General features: G+C 64.5%; 14 protein-coding genes. 12 read left to right on the plus strand and 2 right to left on the minus strand.

What is annotated here, in order from left to right; genetic code table 11:
- Positions 1-189: 189 nt before the first annotated feature.
- On the plus strand, positions 190-1,341 hold the full coding sequence (locus B0919_RS11655; RefSeq protein ID WP_078012427.1) for a hypothetical protein: 1,152 nt from the start codon (positions 190-192) through the stop codon (positions 1,339-1,341).
- A 19-nt stretch (positions 1,342-1,360) separates the two neighbouring features.
- Positions 1,361-2,035 (plus strand): hypothetical protein, encoded by a 675-nt coding sequence (locus tag B0919_RS11660; RefSeq protein ID WP_139362074.1) that lies wholly within the window; start codon positions 1,361-1,363, stop codon positions 2,033-2,035.
- Between the two features lie 13 nt (positions 2,036-2,048).
- Here the strand turns inward: B0919_RS11660 and B0919_RS11665 are convergent, their stop codons facing one another.
- Both B0919_RS11665 and B0919_RS11670 read right to left on the minus strand, forming a co-directional pair.
- Complete coding sequence (locus tag B0919_RS11665; protein WP_078012429.1) at positions 2,049-2,729, minus strand: YiiX family permuted papain-like enzyme; 681 nt, start codon at positions 2,727-2,729, stop codon at positions 2,049-2,051.
- Positions 2,730-3,028: 299 nt separating this feature from the next.
- Positions 3,029-4,207: a LacI family DNA-binding transcriptional regulator gene (locus B0919_RS11670; RefSeq protein ID WP_078012430.1), complete on the minus strand. Its 1,179-nt coding sequence runs from the start codon at positions 4,205-4,207 to the stop codon at positions 3,029-3,031.
- A 338-nt stretch (positions 4,208-4,545) separates the two neighbouring features.
- On the opposite strand from B0919_RS11670, the gene uxuA reads away from it, so the two are divergent.
- From uxuA to B0919_RS11720, 10 genes are all read left to right on the plus strand, one after another.
- Positions 4,546-5,814 carry a mannonate dehydratase gene (gene uxuA, locus B0919_RS11675; RefSeq protein WP_254846557.1) on the plus strand — a complete coding sequence of 423 codons (1,269 nt, stop codon included), beginning with the start codon at positions 4,546-4,548 and terminating at the stop codon, positions 5,812-5,814.
- 46 nt (positions 5,815-5,860) lie between these two features.
- The gene (locus tag B0919_RS11680; protein ID WP_078012431.1) at positions 5,861-7,984 is read left to right on the plus strand and encodes an alpha-glucuronidase family glycosyl hydrolase; all 2,124 of its coding nucleotides are present in this window, start codon (positions 5,861-5,863) and stop codon (positions 7,982-7,984) included.
- Positions 7,985-8,025: 41 nt separating this feature from the next.
- Positions 8,026-8,862: an SDR family NAD(P)-dependent oxidoreductase gene (locus B0919_RS11685; protein WP_078012432.1), complete on the plus strand. Its 837-nt coding sequence runs from the start codon at positions 8,026-8,028 to the stop codon at positions 8,860-8,862.
- A gap of 68 nt (positions 8,863-8,930) precedes the next feature.
- On the plus strand, positions 8,931-12,083 hold the full coding sequence (locus B0919_RS11690) for a SusC/RagA family TonB-linked outer membrane protein (RefSeq protein WP_078012433.1): 3,153 nt from the start codon (positions 8,931-8,933) through the stop codon (positions 12,081-12,083).
- Between the two features lie 50 nt (positions 12,084-12,133).
- Positions 12,134-13,888: a RagB/SusD family nutrient uptake outer membrane protein gene (locus B0919_RS11695; RefSeq protein ID WP_078012434.1), complete on the plus strand. Its 1,755-nt coding sequence runs from the start codon at positions 12,134-12,136 to the stop codon at positions 13,886-13,888.
- Positions 13,889-13,977: 89 nt separating this feature from the next.
- Positions 13,978-15,927 (plus strand): sialate O-acetylesterase, encoded by a 1,950-nt coding sequence (locus B0919_RS11700; protein ID WP_078012529.1) that lies wholly within the window; start codon positions 13,978-13,980, stop codon positions 15,925-15,927.
- A 347-nt stretch (positions 15,928-16,274) separates the two neighbouring features.
- Positions 16,275-18,479 (plus strand): glycoside hydrolase family 3 N-terminal domain-containing protein, encoded by a 2,205-nt coding sequence (locus tag B0919_RS11705; RefSeq protein ID WP_078012435.1) that lies wholly within the window; start codon positions 16,275-16,277, stop codon positions 18,477-18,479.
- 102 nt (positions 18,480-18,581) lie between these two features.
- Complete coding sequence (locus B0919_RS11710; RefSeq protein WP_078012436.1) at positions 18,582-20,471, plus strand: endo-1,4-beta-xylanase; 1,890 nt, start codon at positions 18,582-18,584, stop codon at positions 20,469-20,471.
- A gap of 111 nt (positions 20,472-20,582) precedes the next feature.
- Positions 20,583-21,914, plus strand: a complete 1,332-nt coding sequence (gene xylA / locus B0919_RS11715; protein WP_078012437.1) for a xylose isomerase — start codon at positions 20,583-20,585, stop codon at positions 21,912-21,914.
- A 281-nt stretch (positions 21,915-22,195) separates the two neighbouring features.
- Entirely contained in the window at positions 22,196-23,692 is a 1,497-nt protein-coding gene (locus tag B0919_RS11720; protein WP_254846558.1) for an alpha-N-arabinofuranosidase, read from the plus strand.
- The last annotated feature ends 19 nt before the right edge of the window (positions 23,693-23,711 follow it).

A 23,711-nucleotide genomic window follows, 5' to 3' on the forward strand; every position in this document is an offset into this window, starting at 1 on the left:
TTGACTTAAGCTGTTATTGGCAGCGGCAGCACATACACGACTTCGGAGCACTGCGCAACCAACTGTTCCGGAAATAACGAGTCTTGTCTTTCCATCAGGAGAGTACAGGCATGAGCCGCTGCGCCGTATTCCTTAATTTTGCTTAGGCTGCTGAGTTTTATCCTCGACCCGCTTCGGCCGCCTACTCACATGAAACAAGGGCTACTAGCCACTTTCGCCACGCTGGTGGCGCTGCTGCTTACTGTCTCGGCCCACGCGCAAGGCCGCATCGTGCGCGTGAAGCTCAACGACGGCGCGCCCATGCTCAACGGCAACCTGCCGAAGGACTACACCGACCGCACCTTCATCAAGGGGCTGGCCATGTACCGCAACAAGATTGAGGACCTGGCCGGCTGCCTCATCCTGCTCGAAGACCGGGACAAGGCCAGTATCATCGGCCAGTACATCAAGGCCGGGGAGCCGCCGCTGAAGAACGTGTCGTTGTCGGACGTGCTCTACAGCTCCAAGATCAGCGCGGCCTTCAAGATGAACGGCAGCTACATGATTGCCTCGGTGGCGGCCGGCCACGCCTCGGTGGTGGAGCTGATTGTGACGGACATCAACGGCGTGCTGGTGCCCGAAGGCTCGATTCCCTACCTAGACATCTGCAAGGCCTCCAAAAACGTAGCGCCCGACCTGAAAAAGCGGATTTACTACATCCGCTCGGCCAAGCTTACCAGCGTACACAGCCGCACCTACCAGGAAATCAACGCCGAGGCGGGCATCACCGGCACCGTGTTCAGCGCCAACGGCAAGGTGTACAGCTCCTCCGACCAGTTCAAGACGGACTACGTGGTGTCGGTGGACTTGGTGAGCCTGACCAACCTGCTGCTGACCAAAAACTGCGACAACGTCATCAGCAGCAACGAGCTGGCCGCCCGCCAGCAGGCCGACCGCGCCCGCCAGGATGCCGACCGTGCCGAGCAGGAGCGCCGCGCCAAGGAAACGGAGCTGAAAACCGCCAAGGCCGAGGCCGACGAGCTGAAAAGAAAAGTGGCCGAAATTCAGGAAAGCCTGAAGCGGCAGGCCATGACGACCGACGAGTACAAAAACCAGGTGGATGCCCTGCGCCGCGACTTGGTAACGGCTCAGCAGCGCGTCAATCAGGTCAACATCGAGTTCAAGCAGGTGGAGAACAACACCAAAGTGGTGCTGGCCAACTCCGAGCAGCAAAAGCAACAAACCCAGGCTCCTGGTGAAGCCAAGCTGGTGCAGAAATCCGATGTGAACGTAATTTCGGAGGTGAAAAACCTCTCGGAGGAGGAAGTAAAGAAAATGGGCTTCAAGGAGGTGAAGCCGTAGCACCTACGCCATACTTGCCATGCTCGTCAATACCCGCTTCCTGTTGCCCGCGCTGTTGTTAGTGGGCTGCATTGCCTGCTCCGAGCCGGCTGCTGAAAAAACAGCGTCGGTTGAGTCAGCCGCCGCGGCGCCAAGTGCTCCTGTAGCACCCGAGCCCGCTGCAAGTACACCCGGCGACACCGCGGCTGTGCTCGATGCGCTTATTCAGGCCCATTCCCCCAAGTTGAAAGTGGCCGAGTTCAAGGCGGGTGACATCAATGCTGACGGCCGCCCCGACCTAATTGTGCTGGCCGAGCAGCCTTGCGCCACCGATGAGGGCGTGGGCGGCGACTCGCGGTGCCGGACGGTGCTGTTGGTCGTCAACGACGGCTTCCCGAAGCTGCGCATTGCCGCCACCAACGATGCCGTGGTGGAGTGCTCCGATTGTGGGGGCGCAGGCGTGGGCGACCCTTTTAGCGGCATCGTTATCAAGGGCAATTACTTCTCCATCGAAAGCCTGTACGGGGCTTGCGACAAGACGCATTTCGTCGTCACCTTCCACTACAACCGCGCCCGGCGCGACTGGCTGTTGCACCGCTTCGGCCGCGTCGACTATTCATGCCAGGACACTACGGGCAACGAGGTTGAGGAAGGCCTGGAAGCAGAAAAAGACTACGGCAAGGTGCCCTTCGCTGATTTTCAGGGCGGCTACTGAGGTGCAGGCCGGTTCAGCGCTGCGTCACCGTCACCAGCTCCGGGCTGTCGAACATGCGCACCGGCGAAATCACCTGCTCATCGAGCGGCAGACGGCTGCCGTACCGCTCGCGCATTTTTTGTTGCACGGCCGGGTGTGATAGGTCGAATTCCCGTAGCCGCTGCAGCTGCCCGATTTCGCGGCCCGTGGCCTCGTGGTACATCTTCCACAGCAGCTCGGAGCAGTAAATCCGCTCGTCGGACCAGCCGAAGTACAGGTCGTAGTTCTTGCCGCGGTACTGCTCGCCGGCCTTTTGCAGGCGCTGCAGCGCCGCAGGCGTCAGCACCTGATCGGCGTCGCGCAGGCGCTTCACCACGAAATGGCCGCCTTGGCCTCGCGCAATCCACTTGACCAGCAAGGTGGTGCCCACCGGCTGCACAGCCTCGAACACCTGCCACTCGCCGCCCTGCCGGAACAGGACGCCGCAGTGACTGTACTTGGAGTGCGTAGCCAGCTGAATGGCCCGGCTCTGCGCCGACTGTGAGGTGTGAAAGATTAGGTCACCGTCGTGCAGCGCCGCCGTTTCTCGCGCCATAGCGGCTTCTGCCTGGCGCAGGTGGCGGAAGCGTACCAGCCGGCGCTTTACGCGCGGGTAAGCCGCGGCTAGCAAAGTCAGCGCGGTGACGACAAAGAGAAGGAGAACCGAGCGTTTCACGAGAGGGGTTGAAGCCTCAAATATCTATCCCTAAGTGTGACTATTGGTGGGATATGTCTGAAAACATTAGACCGTCCTGCTGATCCCCGTCGAAGCATCTCTAACGGCTTAGCTGTTCGGTAGAGGTGCTTCGACGGGGCTCAGCAGGACGGTCAGGAAAAGAAAAAGAGCGGCGGAATACCTCCGCCGCTCTGCAATGCTACCTAGAGCCTATCCACAAGTCACGCAGACTGAAACAGGCAGTCATGTCTCGACTTCGCTCGACATGACGACTGGACTTACTTAGGTAGGCTCTTAGCTCAAATCTCCAGGTTGAAGCGCCCGCCGACGCCCTTCAGCGACGACTGCCGGATGACCAGGTCGCCAGATACCACGTAGGTGCGGGGCTTGAAGTTTTCCTTCTGCCGGATCTGGTCCAGAAATAGCCGGGCGGCCTGCTGGCCCAGCCGGTGCGGGTGCAGGTCGACGGTGGTGAGGCCAGGCTCGACCAGCGCCGCCAGAAACTCGTCGCCGAAGCCCGCCACGGCCACGTCCTGCGGAATGCGCAGGCCGCGCTGCTTCAGAGCCAGCATCAGGTCGAAGGCGTTGCGGTAGCTGATGGCGAAGATGGCGTCGGGCGGCTCGGGCAGGGCCAGCCAGGCATCCAGGGCTGCCACCGCCGATTCGGGCTGGAAGTTGCCGTGCACCTCGTACTCGGGCCGGATGGGCAGGTGGTAGCGCTTGAGCGCGTTTTGGTAGCCCAGGATGCGCTGCCGGCTGATCAGCAGGGACTCGGGCCCAGCCAGGATGGCAATGCGCTGGCAGCCTTCCTGAATCAGGTGCTCCGTCACGGCGTAAGCGCCGCCCCAGTCGTCGAGCACCACCTGGGCGCTGTCCACCTCGTTGCACACGCGGTCGAAGTGCACGATGGGCACGCCGCGGTTGGCGTGCTGGGTTACGTGGTCGAAGTTCTCGGTGTCGCGGGCGTGGCAGATGAGCAGCCCGTCGACGCGGCTGGCCATCAGCGCCTGCACGTTGGTGACTTCCATCTCGTACGACTCCTTCGACTGGCAGATCATCACGCGGTAGCCCGCCTCGGCCGCCACCTGCTGAATACCGCTCACGACGGTAGCGAAAAACGGCCGCTCCAGGTCGGGGATGAGCACGCCGATGGTGTGCGTGGCGCTGCTCTTCAGGCTTTGGGCCAGTAGGTTGGGCTGGTAGTCGAGCTGGCGCGCCACTTCCAGAATGGCCTCGCGCGTGTTGGTATTGATATCGGTGTGCCCGTTCAGCGCCCGCGAGACGGTGGAGGGCGCCACGCCCAGTACCTTGGCCACGTCGCTGATGGTGGTTTGGTGGCGCTTACGCTCGGGCGTGCGAATGGCTTTGGCGTCGGTAAAGTGGTAGTCGCAGAGCTTGCAAAAGAACCGCTGACGGCCGCGGATAAAGCCGGCGCGCTGCACTCCGTCGGGGGAGTGGCACTTGCTGCACTTCATCATAGGAAGAACGACTGGGAATGGGATTTTTCTAAATCCGGTGGGAGAGGGGGCGCAAAAAGGCCGATAGGAGGCCTTTCATTATTTGAAGATAAGCCCGGGAAAAAAACTTGTTCTCCCCGAGCTTAAATATACCTATCGAAAACGTTTTCGGAAACGGTTTCGGTATTTTTATTTCGAAATCAGCGTGTTACGGGCGTTTGTGTACTGGACTTTGCGAAAACTGTTCGCCTATCTTCGACCAGAAGTCAGTGCTCACCCACCGCCGCAACATTCCCACTGCAGTTGCGGCAATAGATAGGTGGGAGTGCTGATTAATTGTACTTTCTCTCAGCACGCGTATGATTCCCACCATGCGCTGGTTCGGTCCGTCCGACCCGGTTTCCTTGTTTGCCATCCGCCAGGCGGGCTGCACCGGCGTAGTCACTGCCCTGCACCAGATTTCGGTGGGCGAAGTATGGCCCGTAGCCGATATTCAGGCCCGGCAACAGCTCGTGGAAGCGGATAATAGTGAGTACTCACCGCTGCACTGGCTGGTGGTGGAAAGCCTGCCCGTGCACGAGGACATCAAGAAGGGCCGCCCGGCACGCGAACAGTACATCGACAACTACAAAACCTCGCTGCGCAACCTCGCGGCCTGCGGCATCCGCACCGTCTGCTACAACTTCATGCCGGTGCTCGACTGGTCGCGCACCAACCTGAGCTACGAAATGCCCGACGGCTCGCGGGCCCTGCGCTTCGTGTGGCAGGACTTCGCCGTGTTCGACCTGTGCATCCTGCGCCGCCCCAGCGCCGAGGCCGACTACGAGCCCGAAGTAGCCGCCGCCGCCCGTGCGCAGTTCGACGCCATGAGCGAGGCTGAGCGGCAGCACCTGACCAATACGGTGCTGCTGGGCCTGCCCGGTTCGGAAGAAGACTTTGAGCTGGCTGGCTTCCAGGGCCTGCTCGACGAATACGCCCAAATCGACGCCGATACGCTGCGCCAAAACCTGCACTACTTCATTCAGCAGGTCGGCCCGGTGGCCGCCGAAGTGGGCGTGAACCTCTGCATTCACCCCGACGACCCGCCTTACCCGCTGCTGGGCCTGCCCCGCGTGGTGAGCACCGAGGCCGACCTGACCGCGCTCATGGCCGCCTACGACCACCCCAGCAACGGTATCACCTACTGCACCGGTTCGTTGGGCGTGCGCCAGGATAACGACCTGCCGGGCATTGTGCGGCGGCTGGGGCACCGCATCCACTTCGTGCACCTGCGGGCCACCAAGCGCGAGGAAAACCCGCGCAACTTCCACGAGGCCGACCACCTCGCCGGCGACGTGGACATGTACGCCGTGGTGCGCGAGCTGGTGCTGCAGGAGCAGCGCCGCCAGCGCAAAGGCTTCGGGCAGCCGCAACTGCCCATGCGCCCCGACCATGGCCACCAGATGCTCGACGACCTGCACAAGAAAACCTACCCGGGCTACTCCGCCATCGGCCGCCTGCGCGGGCTGGCCGAGCTGCGCGGCCTGGAGCTGGGCATCCGCCGCTCCCTCGAACCAGATACCCCCGCGGCTACGGCTGCAACCACCGATACCCCGGCCGCCCACGCTGCGGCCCGCCTGCTGGCTTAGGCCAGTGCCTGCTTCCGCTTCTCCGTCCTGCCTGCATTCCCACGTCATGTCTCTCCGTACCTGCCTGCTACTGCTGTGCCTTGTCGTCTGCGCCGCTACCCGCGGAGTGGCCGATGATGGCTACCGCCTGTGGCTGAAGTACGACCTGATGCAGGCCGCCGGCCAGCGCAAAGGCTACCAGCGCAACGCGCAGTTTATCAGCACCAAGGGCGGGCAATCGGCTACGCTGCAAGCCGCGGCCGAGGAGCTGAAAACCGGCCTGAGCGGCCTGCTGGGCCAAGCGGTGCCGGTGCTGGCCGATGCCAAGGGCAAGAAGGGCGGCATCATCCTGCAAGTGGATGCCGCAGCGGCCGACAACGCCGGGCTGGGGGAGGAGGGCTACCGCATCTACGCCGACAAGCAGAACATCATCATCACGGGCCGCCGCGACGTGGCCGTGCTCTACGGCGCCTTCGCCCTGCTGCGGCAGGTGCAGACGCGGCAGCCGCTCGACGGGCTGACAATCAGTAGCGTGCCGAAGATTCAGCACCGCCTGCTCAACCACTGGGACAACCCCAACGGCACGGTGGAGCGCGGCTACGCGGGCTCCTCCATCTGGAAGTGGTACGAGCTGCCCGAGGTCATCGACCCGCGCTACCGCGACTATGCCCGTGCCAACGCCTCGGTGGGCATCAACGGGGCGGTGATTAACAACGTCAACGCTTCGGCCCGCTACCTCACGGCCGAATACCTGCAGAAAGTGGCCGCCCTGGCCGGCGTGCTGCGGCCCTACGGCATCCGGGTGTACTTATCGGTGTTCTGGGCCGCGCCCAAGGTCATTGGCGGGCTGCCCACGGCCGATCCGCTCGACGCCAAGGTGCGCCAGTGGTGGACGGCCAAAACCGACGAAATCTACCAGACCATTCCCGATTTCGGTGGCTTTCTGGTGAAGGCCAACTCGGAAGGGGAGCCCGGCCCGCAGGACTACGGCCGCAACCACGCCGACGGGGCCAACATGCTGGCCGCCGCCCTCGGCCGGCACGACGGCGTGGTGATGTGGCGCGCCTTCGTGTACAAAGCCGACCCAAACGGGGACCGGTTCAAGGCCGCCTACGAAGAGTTTCAGCCGCTCGACGGCAAGTTCCAGCCCAAGGTGCTGGTGCAGGTCAAGAACGGCCCGATTGACTTCCAGTCGCGGGAGCCGTTTCACCCGCTGTTCGGCGCCATGCCGCGCACCCCGCTGGTGCTGGAAGTGCAGCTCACGCAGGAATACCTGGGTTTTGCCACCCACGCCGTGTACCTGGCACCGCTCATCAAGGAATGCCTGGATGCGGACACCTACACCCAGGGCAAAGGCTCGACGGTGGCCCGCGTCATCGACGGTTCGGTAGATAAGCACAGCGTCAGCGGCATTGCGGGCGTGGCCAACATCGGCTCGGACCGCAACTGGACCGGTCACCCCATGGGGCAGGCCAACTGGTACGCCTACGGCCGCCTCGCCTGGGATTATTCCTTATCTTCTAAGGCCCTGGCCGAGGAATGGACCCGGCAGACGCTGACCAACGAGCCCGCGGCGGTGCAGACCATTGCCGGGCTGATGCAGCAGACGCGCAGCATCTACGTGCGCTACACCACGCCGCTGGGCCTGCACCACATCATGGGCGAGAGCATTCACTACGGCCCCCAGCCCTGGCTGGAGCGCAGCGCCCGCCCCGACTGGACGTCCATCTACTACCACCGTGCCGACTCGGTGGGGCTGGGCTTCGACCGGACGGCTAAGGGCTCCAACGCCCTGGCCCTGTACCGCCCCGAGGTGCAAAAACTGTGGGGCAACGCGCAAACGATTGCGCCCGATTACCTGCTCTGGTTTCACCACGTGCCCTGGCGCCAGAAGCTGAGCACTGGCCGCACCCTCTGGGACGAGCTGTGTACCCGCTACTACACCGGCGCCGACTCGGTGCTGTGGCTGCAGCGGCAGTGGGCCGCGGTGCAGCCGCAAGTAGACCCGGCCCTGCACGCCGACGTGGCCGCTCGCCTGCAAACCCAGCACAAGGAAGCCCTCTGGTGGCGCGACGCCTGCGTGCTCTACTTCCAGACCTGGGCCCGGCGGCCCATTCCCGCCCCCTTTGCACCCCCTCAGCGCAGCCTGGCCGATGTGAAGCGGCTGGTAGACCTGTACCAGCTGCGCTGATTGCCCTTCCTCCCGACTTAACCACTCTTTCCCGTTTGCGCATGAAACACATAGTCGAACCCCTGAGCCAAAACGGCCGGCCCGAGCAGGCCGCCCCCGCCACGGCCAGCCGCGCGGCGCACCAGCAGGCTTTTTCGCTGGAAGGCCGGCTGGCGCTGGTCACCGGCGGCGGCAGCGGCATCGGCCTGGAAATAGCGCGCTGCATGGCGCAGGCCGGCGCCACGGTGGTCATCACCGGCCGGCGCGAAGAGGTGCTCAAGGAGGCCAAGCGTGAGCTGGGCGAACGAGTTGAATACCTCGTCAACGACATCTGCGACCTGACCTCGCTCGATGGGCTCGTCGAGCACATCGAAGCCACCTACGGCCCCGTCGACGTGCTGGTGAACAACGCCGGCATCAACCTCAAGAAACCCGCTCTGCAGGTAACGGACGAGGAGTTCAGCCGCATCATCCACACCAACCTGAACGCGGTGTTTGCCCTCACCCGGGCCTGCGCCCAGCGCATGGTAGCCCGTCGCAGCGGCGTCATCCTGATGATTTCCTCGATGGCGGCCTACTACGGCATCGACCGCGTGGTGGCCTACGCCGCCTCCAAGTCGGCCGTGGAGGGTATGGTGAAGGTGCTGGCCTCCGAGTTTTCCGGCGACAACGTGCGCGTCAACGCCATTGCGCCGGGCTTTATCGAGACGGAGATGAGCCGCACGGCCATGAACTCCGACCCCGACCGCAAAAGCCGCGCCCTGCGCCGCACGCCCATGGGCTCCTTCGGCCAGCCCGAAGACATCGGCCGGGCCGCCGTGTTCCTCGCCTCCGATGCCGCGCGCTACATCACCGGCGCCTCGCTGCCCGTCGACGGCGGCAACTCCATCGGCTTCTAGCGCCTGGGCGGCCTATGCCGCGGGCGCCCCGAATAGAACCTACCTTTCCATAATTCCCACACACTTCCATGACTACACCTTTACGCAGAACGGCCCTGCTGCTTAGCTGGCCCCTGCTCCCGGCGGTGGCGCTGCCACTGACCCTGGCCCTGGCGCCCCACAGCGCCGTGGCGCAAACGAACCAATCGGTATCCGGGCGCGTGACGGCGGCCGACGGCACCGGCCTGCCCGGCGTGAGCGTAGTAGTAGCCGGCACCACGCAGGGCACTACCACCAACTCCGAAGGCGTATACAACCTGCAGAACGTGCCCCAGGGCGCGACGCTCACGTTTTCCTTCGTGGGCTACTCTACGCAGCGCGTAGTGGTGGGCGGCCGCAACACCGTGGACGTGAAGCTGCTGGAAGATGTGCAGAACATCAACGAAGTAGTGGTGGTAGGCTACGGGGTGCAGAAGAAAAGCCAGGTGACGGGGGCCATTTCTTCGGTGGACGAGCAAGCCCTGCGCGACGTGCCGGTAGCCAACGTGGGCCAGGCCCTGCAGGGCCGCGCAGCTGGCGTAAACATCTCCAGCGCCAGCTCCTCGCCCGGCCAGAACCCGGTTATCCGTATCCGTGGCAACCGCTCCTTCGCCGGTAGCAACGACCCGCTGCTGGTAGTGGACGGCGTGCCCTACGACGGCAACCTGAACGACCTGAACCCGGACGACATCACCTCGCTGGAAGTGCTGAAAGACGCCTCCTCGACGGCCATCTACGGGGCCCGTGGCGCCAACGGCGTTATCCTTATCACCACCAAGCGCGGCAAGACCGGCGCCCCCCGGGCCACCTACAGCGCCTACTACGGCACCAAGCGGGCCTACGGCGACTTCGACCTGCAGAACGGGCAGCAGTACTACAACTTCCGCCGCCAGGCCTACCTGGCCAACGGCGTGGCCAACCCGGACAACACGCCCGGCTTCCTGACCGACGACGAAAAAGCCAACCTGGCCGCCGGCCGCAGCATCGACTACCAGGATCTGCTGTTCCAGAACGGCCACATCCAGAACCACTCGCTGGGCGTATCGGGTGGCACCGAGCAGACGCAGTACTCCGCTTCGCTGGGCTACTACGACGAGACGGGCATCGTGCCGGTGCAGCGGCTGCAGCGCTACTCGCTGCGCGCCACGCTGGACCAGCAAATCGGCAAGCGCGTCAAAATCGGCCTGAATACGCTCAACAGCTACACCGATCAGGACGACCCGACGCTGAACATCATCAACGCCGTTCTGACGGGCAGCCCCCTGGCTTCGCCCTACGACGCCAACGGCATTCCGGTGCTCTTCCCGAACACCGACACCGCCCTGGGCAATCCGCTGGCCTTCTACACCGAGGATGCGCACCTGGACAAGCGCCGCCGCATCCGCACCTTCAACAGCCTGTACGGGCAGGTGAACATCCTGAAAGGGCTGGATTACCGCCTGAACATCGGCCTGGACGGGCGCTCGGAGAACAGCGACCAGTTCTACGCCTCGCAAACCCCGGCGCGCGGCGGTGGACAGAACGCGGCTTCCCGCTCGCAGAACCTGGCCTTCAACCTGCTGGCGGAAAACATCCTGACCTACAACCGCACCTTCGCCGAGAAGCACGACCTGAACGTGACGGCCCTGTACAGCGCGCAGGAGTACCGCACCGACGGCTTTGGCGCCGGCTCGCAGAACCTGCCTACCAACTACCAGTTGAACAACAACCTCGGCGCGGGCACGCCCACGGCCCCGAGCAGCTTCCAGAGCCAGTTCGACATCATCTCGTACATGGGCCGCCTGAACTACTCGTTCGACAACCGCTACTCCGCCACCGTGACGGTGCGCGCCGACGGTTCGTCGCGCCTGGCGCCGGGCAACAAGTACAAGGCCTTCCCCTCAGCCGCCGTGGCCTGGAACGTGGCCAACGAGAGCTTCCTGCGTGACCAGGGCTGGCTGAGCGCCCTGAAGCTGCGCGCCAGCCTGGGCCGGGTGGGCAGCACCGCTGTGAACCCCTACCAGACGCTGGGCTCCCTGCAATCGGCGCTGGGCAACGGCTACTACAACTCCGGCGGCACGGGCCTGATCGGGGTGGTGCCAGCTACCATTCCGAACCCCAACCTGGGCTGGGAATACACCACCACCGCCAACTTCGGCCTCGACTTCGGCTTTTTCAACAACCGCGTGGCCGGTTCGGTGGAAGTGTACCAGCAGCGCACCAGCGACCTGCTGCTGCCCGACGCACTGCCCACCTCCAGCGGCTACAGCGCCTTCACGCGCAACATCGGCCAGACGCAGAACCGCGGCCTCGAAATCGGGGTGACTACGGTGAACGTGCGCACCGGCAGCGGCTTCGAGTGGAGCTCGGACTGGAACTTCACCATCAACCGCGAGAAGGTGCTCGACCTAGGCCTGGGCGACGACGAGAACGGCAACCCCAAGAGCGACATCGGCAACCAGCGCTTCATCGGCGAGCCGCTGTACGTGATTTACGACTACAAGAAAATCGGCATCTGGCAGACCAACGAAGCCGCCGAAGCGGCCAAGTACAACTCCAAGGTCGGCCAGATCAAGATTCAGGACACCAACGGCAACGGCACCATCGACCCGGGCGACCGGCAGATCATCGGTACGCGCCAGCCCAAGTTTGAGGCCGGTACCACCCAGCGCTTCCGCTTCAAGGGCTTCGACCTGACGGCCGTGGCGCTGACCCGCGTGGGCGCCACCATCGTGGACCCGCTGCTGTTCGGCAACTCCTACTTCACCACCTTCGAAGGGCGCCGCAACCAGGTGAACCTGGATTACTGGACGCCGGAAAACCCGACCAACGCCTTCCCGCAGCCCCGCCAGGGCAACGGCGACTTCCCGCCCTACAGCCAGACGCTGGCCTACGTGAGCGGCACGTTCATCAAGGTGCGCAGCATCGACTTGGGCTACTCCCTGCCCGCCAGCTGGTCGGAGAAAGTACGCGTAAGCTCGGCCCGCCTCTACGTGCAGGTGCAGAACCCGCTGATCTGGTCGCCGCTGTCCTTCTACAAGAAGAACAAGGCTATTGACCCGGATGCGCTGTCGTACTCCACGCGCTTCTCGGCCTCGGGCCCCAGCGGCATTGCCTTCGCCGAGGGTGACCTGAACGGCAACGTGAACAGCACTACCGCCGGCCGCGGCGTGAATTACCCGGCTACCCGCGCCTTTATCGTGGGCCTGAACCTGGCCTTCTAATTTCCCCCTTCCCCTTAACATTCCCAGGGCGCCTGGCGCCCACCGTAGATATGAAAAAGGTATTGCTTACCGGGTCGGCGCTGGCACTGCTGATGGCAGTGACCGGGTGCGACAAGGATATTCTGGACGAAAACCCACGCTCTATTCTGGTGCCCTCCTTTCTGGGCACCCCCGAGGGCGTGCAGGCCGGCCTGACGGGCGTGTACTCGGGCCTGCGCAACGTGTACGGCAATGAAGAAGCCGAATACATGGCCGTGCAGGGCACCGATGAGTGGATGCGCGGCTTTGCCGCCACCCAGGGCTACGAGGATTACAACCAGGCGCTGCTGAACTCGCAGAACTCGGCCGTGACCAACCAGTGGGCCATCATCTACCGCTACATCAACGGGGCCAACGGCGTGATTCAGTACGCCGGCACCGTGCAGGGGCTGCCGCCGGCTACCATCTCGCAGGTGGTAGGCCAGGCCAAGCTGCTACGGGCCAATTTCTACTTCATGCTGGTGCAGTACTTCGGCGACGTGCCGCTGATGCTCAGCTTCGTGGACGCGCCCACCAAGGATATCGTGCGCGCTCCGAAGGCTGACGTGTACAACGCCATTATCGCCGACTTGAACGACGCGCTGGGCTCCCTGCCCGACAAGACGACGGGCTACGCCGCCAACGGCACCGGCCGCGTGACGCGTGCCACGGCTCTGCACCTGCTGGCCAAAGTTCACCTGACGCGCGCCACCTCCACGGCCCGGCAGAGCGACGACTACGCCAAGGCCAAGCAGTACGCCGAAGAGCTGATTACCAACCGCGCGCGCTACGGCGTGGACCTGGAGGCCGACGTAGCCGACGTGTTCCGCGAGGGCAACGAGAACGGCAAGGAAGTGCTGATGAACGTGCAGTTCAACCAGGACCCCACCTTTACCGGCCAGGACCCGTTCTCGCCCACCGGCGCCAACCAGACCAACTTCTTCTTCCGCAGCCGCTACGACCTGCTGCCGAACATGGTGCGCGACATTCCGAACGGCCGCCCCTACGGCCGCTTCTGCCCCACGCCCTTCCTGCTCGACTCCTACATTCTGCCGGGTGAAACGGGCCGCACCCTGCGCAGCACCGACACGCGCTACAACAAGTGGTTTACCACCGTGTACCGCGTAAACTCGACCGGGCAGGGCGCTGCCAATGGCGGCCGCACCAACGCCGTACTCGGCGACACCGCCGCCTGGTACACCGGCCGGCCGCTCTCGGCTGCCGAAAAGGCGCGCATTGCTGCTCGTCCCAACGGGCCGTTCACCGTCATCGAGCCCGCTGGCTACAGCAACCTGTTCTCGCCGGTGATGAACAAGTACGACGACGCCACCCGCACGGCCGTGAACAACCCCTCCGACCGTCCGCTGATCGTGTACCGCTTCGCCGAAACCTACCTGATTGCGGCCGAAGCCAACATGTACCTCAACAACACGGGCCCGGCCGTGACGCAGATCAATACCCTGCGCGAGCGGGCCGGCGCCACGGGTCGTAAAACCCAGATGGACATCACGGCTTCGCAGCTCAACATCGACTTCATCCTCGATGAGCGGGCCCGCGAGCTGTGCGGCGAGCAGATGCGCTACTTCGACCTGGTACGCACCAACAAGCTCGTGGAGCGCGTGCGCGCCAAGGTGCCGCCGAGCAGCAACGTGACGACTCCCCCCGCGGGCCCCTACGGCTCCGATGCCGCCCGCAACATCAAGGACTTCCACGTGCTGCGTCCGATTCCGCAAACCGAAATCGACCGCACCGCTGGTAAAATCACCCAGAACCCGGGCTACAACTAACCGGTCGGCCGGGGTGGGAGAGGGCTGCTGCCCTGGCCTGCCCCGGCTTCGTAGCCTTTTCCCCGCCGTCTGACTTGCTGCCTTTTGCTATGAAACCCGCCTTCCCGATTCTGCTTGCCGCCACCGGCCTGGGTTTGCTGTCGGCCACAGTGGCCCCGGCCGCCGTGCGTCTGCCGCGCCTCATCAGCGACGGCATGGTGCTGCAGCGCGACAAGCCGGTAGCGGTGTGGGGCTGGGCCGATAAAGGCGAGGCCGTATCGGTGAGCTTTCAGGGCAAAACCTACCGCGCCACCACCGGCCCGGATGGCAAGTGGCGCGTGCAGCTGCCCGCGCTCAAAGCCGGCGGCCCCTACGAAATGACGTTCAAAGGCTCGAATCAGCTCACGCTGCGCGACATCCTCGTCGGCGACGTGTGGGTGTGCTCGGGCCAATCGAACATGGAGCTGCCGATGAACCGGGTGAAAGACAAGTACCCCGACGTCATTGCCGCGGCCACCAATCCGCAGATTCGGCAGTTCGACGGGCCGACGCGCTACGCCTTCAAGGGCCCGCAGGCGGATCTGCCCTCGGGCCGCTGGACCGCCGCCGACCCCAAAGCCGTGCTGCAGTTTACCGCCGTGGGCTACTTCTTTGCCCGCGAGCTGCACGATAAGTACAAAGTGCCCATCGGGCTTATTCGCATTGCCGTAGGCGGCTCGCCGGCCGAAGCCTGGCTGAGCCCCGAGGCGCTCAAAAATTATCCGGCCCTGCAGCAGCGCGCCGACCAGCTGCGCGACAGCAGCTACGTGGTGGGCGTGCAGCAGCAGGAGCGGGCCCGCGACGCGGCCTGGTACCGGCAACTGCGCCAGCAGGACCAAGGCTTTGCTAAGGGCCAGACGTCCTGGACTTCGCCCAGCTACAACGCCGCGGACTGGAAAACGATGAACCTGCCCGGCTACTGGGCCGACCAGGGCCTGGGCCCGGTCAATGGTGTGGTGTGGTTTCGTAAGGAAGTAGAGGTGCCGACCGCCATAGTCGACCAGCCCGTACGCCTGAACCTGGGCACTATCGTCGATGCCGACTCGGTGTATGTGAACGGGCAGTTCGTGGGCACCACCTCGTACCAGTACCCGCCGCGCAAGTATGAGTTGCCGACCACGGTGCTCAAGCCCGGCAAAAACGTGGTGGTGGTGCGCGTCATCAACAGCACGGGCCGCGGCGGCTTCACCATGGACAAGCCCTACGAGCTGCGCGCCGCTAACGGCCAAGCCGTGGATTTGCGCGGCGCGTGGCAGTACAAGCTCGGCGCCAAGTCCGAGCCGCTGGCCCCACCGACGTTCTTTCAGTACGAGCCCGGCGGCCTGTTCAACGGCATGGTGGCGCCGCTGCTGCCTTACGCCGTGAAGGGCGTCATCTGGTACCAGGGCGAGTCGAACACCGGCCGCGCCAAGGAATACCAGCAGCTATTTTCGACCATGATTACCGACTGGCGCCGCGCCTGGCAGCAGCCGGCCTTACCCTTCCTCTACGTGCAGCTGGCCAACTTCATGGCCGTGAAGGACCAGCCCAGTGAAAGCGGTTGGGCTGAGCTGCGCGAAGCCCAGCGCCGCACGCTGGCCCTGCCGCACACCAGCATGGCCGTGGCCATCGACGCGGGCGAGTGGAACGACATTCACCCCCTGGACAAAGCTACCGTGGGCCACCGCCTGGCCCTGGCTGCCGAGCGCGAAGCCTACGGCGACAACGTGGTGGCTGCCGGGCCGCTGTACCAGAGCCACAAAATCAACGGCAACAAAATCACGCTGAGCTTCACGAGCGTCGGCGGCGGGCTAGTGGCCAAAGGCGGCGGTGAGCTGAAGCAGTTTGCCATTGCCGGTGCCGACCAGCAGTGGGTGTGGGCGCAGGCCCGCATCGAGGGCGACAAAGTGGTGGTGTGGAACGAGCAGGTGCCCAACCCCGTGGCCGTGCGCTACGCCTGGGCCGACAACCCGCAGGGCGCCAACCTTTACAACAAGGCTGGCCTGCCCGCGTCGCCTTTTCGCACCGATTCCGGCAAGTAATGTACCCGGAGCCGCCCGCCGTGGCGGCTTCCGAAAGTATCCGGTCCGCAGAGGACCGGCGAGCGGCTACCTAACCGCGGCTTCCCAAGACCGGGGCATGCGTGGGAACATGCCCGCTGGTGCACAGCTGGCGCGCAAGCGTCGGCCTCAAGGGGAATGTGCAGTCGGGGCGGCTTGCTACGGCCCTCCCGACAAGAAGCCCGGCCACGGTGCCGCTCACCAGCTGGGCCTGAGAGACCCGTGCTGGCCAGGCGGCAGCCCTCACCCAGGCGGGTGGGGGCTGCCAGCCTTGCCGCAGCCGTCCGGCTGCGTTATCACCACCAAAACGACTTTCTGCCTTCTTTCCCATGACCCTCACGCGTTTGCTTAGTGCCGCTCTGCTCCTGAGCCTGCCCCGGCTGACCAGCGCCCAGGCACCCAGGACCGTGGCGCCGCTGTACCTGGACCCCGCCCAGCCGCTGAGCGCGCGGGTGCAGGACCTGCTCTCGAAGATGACGCTGGAGGAAAAGGCCAGCCAGATGATGGACTACAGCGCGGCCATTCCGCGGCTGGGCGTGCCCACCTACAACTGGTGGAACGAGGCCCTGCACGGCGTGGGCCGCTCGGGCTCGGCTACGGTATTTCCGCAGGCCATTGCCCTGGGCGCCACCTTCGACGACGAGCTGGCCCTGCGCGTGTCCACGGCCATTTCCGATGAGGCGCGGGCCATGTACAACGCCGCTTCGGCCAAGGACTACCGGCTGAAGTATGGCGGGCTCACCTTCTGGACGCCCAACGTGAACATCTTCCGCGACCCGCGCTGGGGCCGCGGGCAGGAAACCTACGGCGAAGACCCGTACCTGACCTCGCGCATCGGCGTGGCCTTCGTGCGCGGGCTGCAGGGCAACGACCCGCAACGCCTGAAAGTGGCCGCCTGCGCCAAGCACTACGCCGTGCACAGCGGCCCCGAAAAGCTGCGCCACGAGTTCAACGCCCAGGCCTCCATGCAGGACTTGCGCGAGACTTACTTGCCAGCCTTCAAGGCGCTGGTGCAGGAAGCCAACGTGGAATCGGTGATGTGCGCCTACAACGCCACCAACGGCGAGCCGTGCTGCTCGAATAAATTCCTGCTGCAGGACGTACTACGCAAGGAGTGGGGCTTCCGCGGCCACGTGGTGACGGACTGCGGCGCGCTGGAGGACTTCTTTTCCGCCAGCGGCCACCACGTGGCGAAAAACGCCGCCGAAGCCTCGGCCATGGCCATCAAGAACGGCGTGAGCCTGAACTGCGGCACCGAGTATAAGTCGGTGGCCGACGCCGTGAAGCAGGGGCTGCTGACCGAAGCTCAAGTGGATAGCGCGCTGGCCATTCTGCTGCGCACCCGCTTCAAACTCGGCCTGTTCGACCCCAAAGGCAGCTCACCCTACGACAACATTCCGGTGGCCGTCATCAACAGCGACGCGCACCGCGCCCTGGCTCGCGAGGTGGCGCAGAAATCGGTGGTGCTGCTCAAGAACAACGGCGCGCTGCCCCTGCGCAACGACCTGGCTAAGTACTACGTGTGCGGCCCCAACGCCACCAGCCTCGACGCGCTCATCGGCAACTACTACGGGGTGAACCCGCGCATGAGCACCATCCTAGAAGGACTGGTGGGCGCCATCGAGCCGGGCAGCCAGATGCAGTACAAGCCCGGCATCCTGCTGGACCGGCCCAACGTGAACCCCGCCGACTGGACCACCGGCGACGCCAAGCGCTCCGACGCGACCATCGTGGTGCTGGGCATCACCGGGCAGATCGAAGGGGAGGAGGGCGAGTCCATTGCCTCGGCCCACGCCGGCGACCGGCTCGACTACAACCTGCCGCAAAACCAGATTGACTTTCTGCGCAAGCTGCGCCAGGGCAATACCCGCCCCATCGTGGCGGTGATTACCGGCGGTTCGCCCATGAACCTGCAGGAGGTGCACGAGCTGGCCGACGCCGTGGTGCTGGCCTGGTACCCCGGCGAGGAAGGCGGTGGCGCCGTGGCCGACATCATCTTCGGCAAAGTCTCGCCCTCGGGCAAGCTGCCGATTACGTTTCCGAAGTCCTTGGACCAACTGCCGGCCTACAACGCCTACGGCATGCAGGGCCGCACCTACCGCTACATGGCCGCCGAGCCCATGTACCCCTTCGGCTACGGGCTGAGCTACGCCCGCTTCGAGTACTCGGGCCTGAAGCTGCCGAAGAAGGCGGCCAAAAACAAGCCCGTGGAAGTGGAAGCCACCGTGACCAACACCGGCAAAATGGAGGGCGAAGAAGTGGTGCAGCTCTACCTCACGCACACCGCCCCCAAAGGCAGCCAGACGCCGCTTTACACCCTGAAAAGCTTCCGCCGCGTGAAGCTGGCCCCCGGCGCCAGCCAGACGGTGAAGTTTACGCTCACGCCCGAGCAGCTGGCCCGCATCAATGAGCAGGGGCTGGCCGTGGCTCCCGGCGGCCCCGTGACGGTGGCCGTGGGCGGCGCCCTGCCCTCGGCGCGCAGCCAGCAATTGGGCCTGGCCAAGGCTGCCACCGCCCAGCTGACGGTGAAGTAGCGCTGAGCCCTGGGCCGCGCTCTGCCCGCTGACCTACTCAAGCTTGATTTCAACTACCTGTTCCGCACCGCTCAAGCGACGCCTCGCATTCCCAAAACACCCATGAAACAACGCTCTACCCTATTCCTCGGCCTGCTCGGGCTGCTCACTTTAGGCGCCGCCCAAAGCGGGCAGGCTCAGAATGCGCCCGTGCCGCAGCAGGCCGAAAGCGGCACGCTCGGCGCCGACTGGCTCAGCCAGACGGCCAGCGGCGTGCAATACGTCACCGTCACGCCCACGGCCACTATCAACGGGCAAAACCCCGGTACGGCGGCCCGCGTCATTACTTACTCGGTGACCTTCCCCGGCGCCGGCGCCTACGACCTGTACGCCCGCGTGCGGGTAAACGCCGGTGGGGCCAACGACGACAGCTTTTACTACGCTAACGGCTTCGGCCAGAAGCTGCCGGCCGACGACACGAACTGGATTACCGTTAACAACCTGAACGCGGTGGGCTACGCCAGCGGCAGCGGCAACGTGGCCGTGGAAGGCGCCGGCGGGGCCGGCACGGGCGTGTGGAAGTGGATTAACCTCTCCAAGTTCAACGGCGGCGAGCCGCCCATCAGCTTCACCGTGGCGGCCGGCGGCCTCACGCAGACTTTCCAGATCGGGGCGCGCGAAGATGGGCTGGACATCGACAAGCTAGTGTTCGGCCAGACGGGGCTGTACTTCACGCCCGATCAGCTCGACAACAACCAGCAGGGCACCAGCGCGCCGCCCGTCACCTTCACGCCCACGGGGCCGCCCATGGCGCAAGGCAAGTCCAAGTACCTGGGCGGGGTGTACAGTACGCCGCAGAAGCCCTTCTTCAACAAGTACTTCAACCAGGTGACGCCCGAAAACGCGGGCAAGTGGGGCTCGGTGGAAGCCACGCGCAACCAGATGAACTGGGCCGAGCTGGACTCGGCCTACGCGCTGGCCCGCCGCAACGGCTTTCCCTTCAAGATGCACACCCTGATCTGGGGCCAGCAGCAGCCGATCTGGATTGAAACCCTGCCGCCCGCTGAGCAGCTGACCGAAATCCGGGAGTGGTTTCAGGCCGTGGCCCAGCGCTACCCCAATATCGACCAGATTGAGGTGGTGAACGAGGCCACCAACGACCTGCCGCTGAACGGCTCGACCGGCAACAACGGCCCGAACACGCCCGGCAGCGGCGCCGGCAACTACTACGACGCCCTCGGCGGGGCCGGTACTACGGGCTGGGACTGGGTCATCACCTCGTACCAGATGGCCCGGCAGTACTTCCCCAATGCCCAGCTGCTCATCAACGACTACGGCGTGATGAGCTACACCACCAACGCCCAGCGCTACCTCGGCATCGTGAACCTGCTGGTGCAGCGCAACCTGGTGGACGGCGTGGGCATTCAGGGCCACGCCTTCGAGACGAAGAATATCCCCACTTCTACGCTGATAGCCAACTTGAACACGCTGGCCTCGGCCGGCAAACCCTTGTACATCACCGAGCTGGACATCGACGGCGTGAACAGCGCCAACCAGCTCGACGACGCCATCCAGCTGGCCGAATACCAGCGAGTATTTCCGGCCCTGTGGGAGTACCCGGCCGTGAAGGGCATGACCATCTGGGGCTACCGCCCCGGCCACTGGCGCTCCGCCCAGGGCGCCTACCTGGCCAACGCCGACAACACCGAGCGTTCGGCCCTGGTGTGGCTGAAAAACTACGTGCGCACCACCGTGCTGAAAACCCGCAGCGGCCAGGAAACCACCGTGCGCCTGTTCCCGAACCCAACCACCGACGGCCGCTTCAGCCTCACCGGCACCCAAACCATCAGCCACCTGCGCATCGTGGATATGCAGGGCCGCACCGTGCACCAGCAGGCCCTGCATCAGCAAGCCAGCGTGGAGCTGCAGCCCAAGCTGGCCGCCGGCCTCTACGCTGTGCAGCTGACCGCCACCGACGGCAGCCTGATTACCAGCAAGCTGCTGGTGGAGTAGCCTCTTGGTTACCCGGGCCGGCGGCGGGCGGCTGAAGGTGAGTGCGGCGGTCCGCTGCCGGTTCCGGGAACCGATTTCGCTGATTACCCAACCAACTTTTTCTTACCCATCATGGCGCTTAGCACGCTTTCCCAAACCGAGTATTTCAAGGGCATTGCGCCGATCAAGTTCGAAGGCCGCGAGTCGGACAACCCACTGGCTTTTAAGTGGTACGACGAGAACCGCGTGGTGGCTGGCAAGACCATGAAGGAGCACTTGCGCTTCGCCACGGCCTACTGGCATACCTTCACCGGCACTGGCGGCGACCCGTTCGGCCCCGGCACCAAGCAGTTTGCCTGGGACCAGCAGGCCGACATCCTCGGCCGCGCCCACGATAAGATGGACGCCGCCTTCGAGTTCTTCACCAAGCTGGGCACGCCCTACTACTGCTTCCACGACGTGGATTTGGTGGACGAAGGCTCCTCGCTGCGCGAGTACGAAAGCAACCTGCAGCGCATCGTGGAGTACGCCAAGCAGAAGCAGCAGGAAACCGGCGTGAAGCTGCTCTGGGGCACGGCCAACGTATTTTCGAACCCGCGCTACATGAACGGCGCCAGCACCAACCCCGACTTTCAGGTGGTGGCCCACGCCGGCACGCAGGTGCTGAACGCGCTGGACGCGACCATCGCGCTGGGCGGCGAGAACTACGTGTTCTGGGGCGGCCGCGAAGGCTACATGACCCTGCTCAATACCAACATGAAGCGCGAGCTGGAGCACATGGGCCGCTTCCTCACGATGGCCCGCGACTACGCCCGCAAGCAGGGCTTCACCGGCAAGTTCTTCATCGAGCCCAAGCCCGCCGAGCCCACCAAGCACCAGTACGACTTCGACGCGGCCACCGTCATCGGCTTCCTGAAGGAGTACGGCCTCGACAAAGACTTCATGCTCAACCTGGAGGTGAACCACGCCACGCTGGCCGGCCACACCTTCGAGCACGAGCTGCAGGTGGCCGCCGATGCCAACATGCTCGGCTCGATGGACGCCAACCGCGGCGACTATCAGAACGGCTGGGACACCGACCAGTTTCCGGTGAACCTGAACGAGTTGACCGAGTCCATGCTCATCATCCTGGAGCACGGCGGCTTCAAGCACGGCGGCATCAACTTCGACGCCAAGACCCGCCGCAACTCCACCGACCTGGAGGATATCTTCGTGGCCCACATCGGCGGCATGGACGCCTTCGCCCGCGCCCTCGTCACGGCCGACAACATCCTGCAAAAGTCGCCCTACCGCCAGTTCCGGCAGGAGCGCTACGCCTCGTTTGACTCGGGCGAGGGCCGCGCCTTCGAGCAGGGCCAGCTGACCCTGGAAGACCTGCGCCGCATCGCGCACGAGCACGGCGAGCCGACGCCGCGCAGCGGCAAGCAGGAATGGCTGGAAAACATCATCAACCAGTACATCTAAGCAAATCAGTGTTGCGAACCTCATTCTCCGGCTTCCTCGCCTCTGAGCGCGGAAGAATCACCAGCTTCAGACGTTGGACTGCTCGTTGCCTCGGCTTATCTGCTCGGCCGATGGCGGTAACTAGTCCATATGCCCTAACGGCTGGCACCCCCTCTCCATTTTCGGAGAGGGGGCCGGGGGGTGAAGCGACACGTCCGCGCCGCCTGCGTCAACTAGGCTCCACCATTGGGCTGGTTGTCCTGGTCGCGACTTCCCTGCCCGCCCAAACGGTACAGTTGACGGTGCAGCCCGCGCCCGTCGCGGGGCCCGTCATCAGCAAGCATATTTACGGGCATTTCGCCGAGCACCTGGGCCGCTGCGTGTACGACGGCTTCTGGGTCGACCCGGCGCTGAACGTACCTAAGCAGGGCCGTATCCGCATGGACATTGTGGAGGCGCTGCGCAAGATTAAAGTAGCCAACCTGCGCTGGCCCGGCGGCTGCTTCGCCGACGCCTACCACTGGCGCGACGGCGTGGGCCCCGCGGCCCAGCGTCCGCGCACCATCAATACCTGGTGGGGCAACGCGGTGGAGGACAACAGCTTCGGCACGCACGAATTTCTGGAGCTGTGCCAGCTGCTCGGCGCCGAGCCGTACCTGGCGGCCAACGTGGGGAGCGGCACGGTGCAGGAAATGGCCAACTGGATGGAGTACCTGAACTCCAACGCCGACACCCCGCTCACCCAGCAGCGCCGCCAAAACGGCCACCCCGCGCCCTACGGCGTGACCATGTGGGGCATCGGCAACGAAAGCTGGGGCTGCGGCGGCAACATGACGCCCGACTACTACGCCGACGTGTACAAGCGCTACGCCACCTTCGCCCACAACTACCCCGGCTCGCCGCCGCTCAAGCGCATCGTGAGCGGGGCCAACGGCGACGACCCGAACTGGACGGAGACGTGCATGAAGAAGATTCCGCTCAACATGATGTGGGGCCTGACCCTGCACCAATACACGCTGCCGACCGGCAGCTGGAGCGGCAGCAAGGGCCCGGCTACCGGCTTCGGGGAGGCCGAGTATTTCAATACGATGCGCAACTGTCTGCGCATGGAGCCCATCGTGGCCAAGCACGCAGCCATCATGGACAAATACGACCCCAAAAAGCAGGTGGCGCTGCTGGTGGACGAGTGGGGCGTGTGGACCGACGTGGAGCCTGGCACCAACCCCGGCTTTTTGTACCAGCAAAACTCGCTGCGCGACGCGCTGGTGGCCGGCACCACGCTCAACATCTTCAACAACCACTGCGACCGGGTGCGCGGCGCCAACCTCGCCCAGGCCGTGAACGTGCTGCAGGCGCTCATCCTCACCGATAAGGAGCGGATGCTGCTGACGCCCACTTACCACGTCTTCGACCTCTACCAGGTGCACCAGGATGCCCAGTGGCTGCCGCTGCAGTTTAGCAGCCCCGAGTATGCTATGGGCAGCGAGAAAATCCCAGCCCTGAACGCCTCTGCCTCGCGCGACAAAGCCGGCGCGGTGCACATTTCGCTGGTCAACCTCAACCCCAACCAACCGCTGACGCTGGAAACCACGCTGCCCGGCGTGAAGTGGAACGCGGTAACCGGTCGCATTCTGACCTCGGCCAAGGTCAGCGACTACAATACCTTTGACCGGCCCGACAACGTGAAGCTCGCCAGCTTCCGGGGCGCCAAAAAACGCGGCGAGCAGCTCGTCGTGACGCTGCCGCCGAAATCGGTGGTGGTGCTGGAACTGACTTCCACGAGCAAAACCAGCTCTTGATTCTTGCGCAATTTCTCTA

The organism is Hymenobacter sp. CRA2, from assembly GCF_002007105.1.
Taxonomy (GTDB): domain Bacteria; phylum Bacteroidota; class Bacteroidia; order Cytophagales; family Hymenobacteraceae; genus Solirubrum.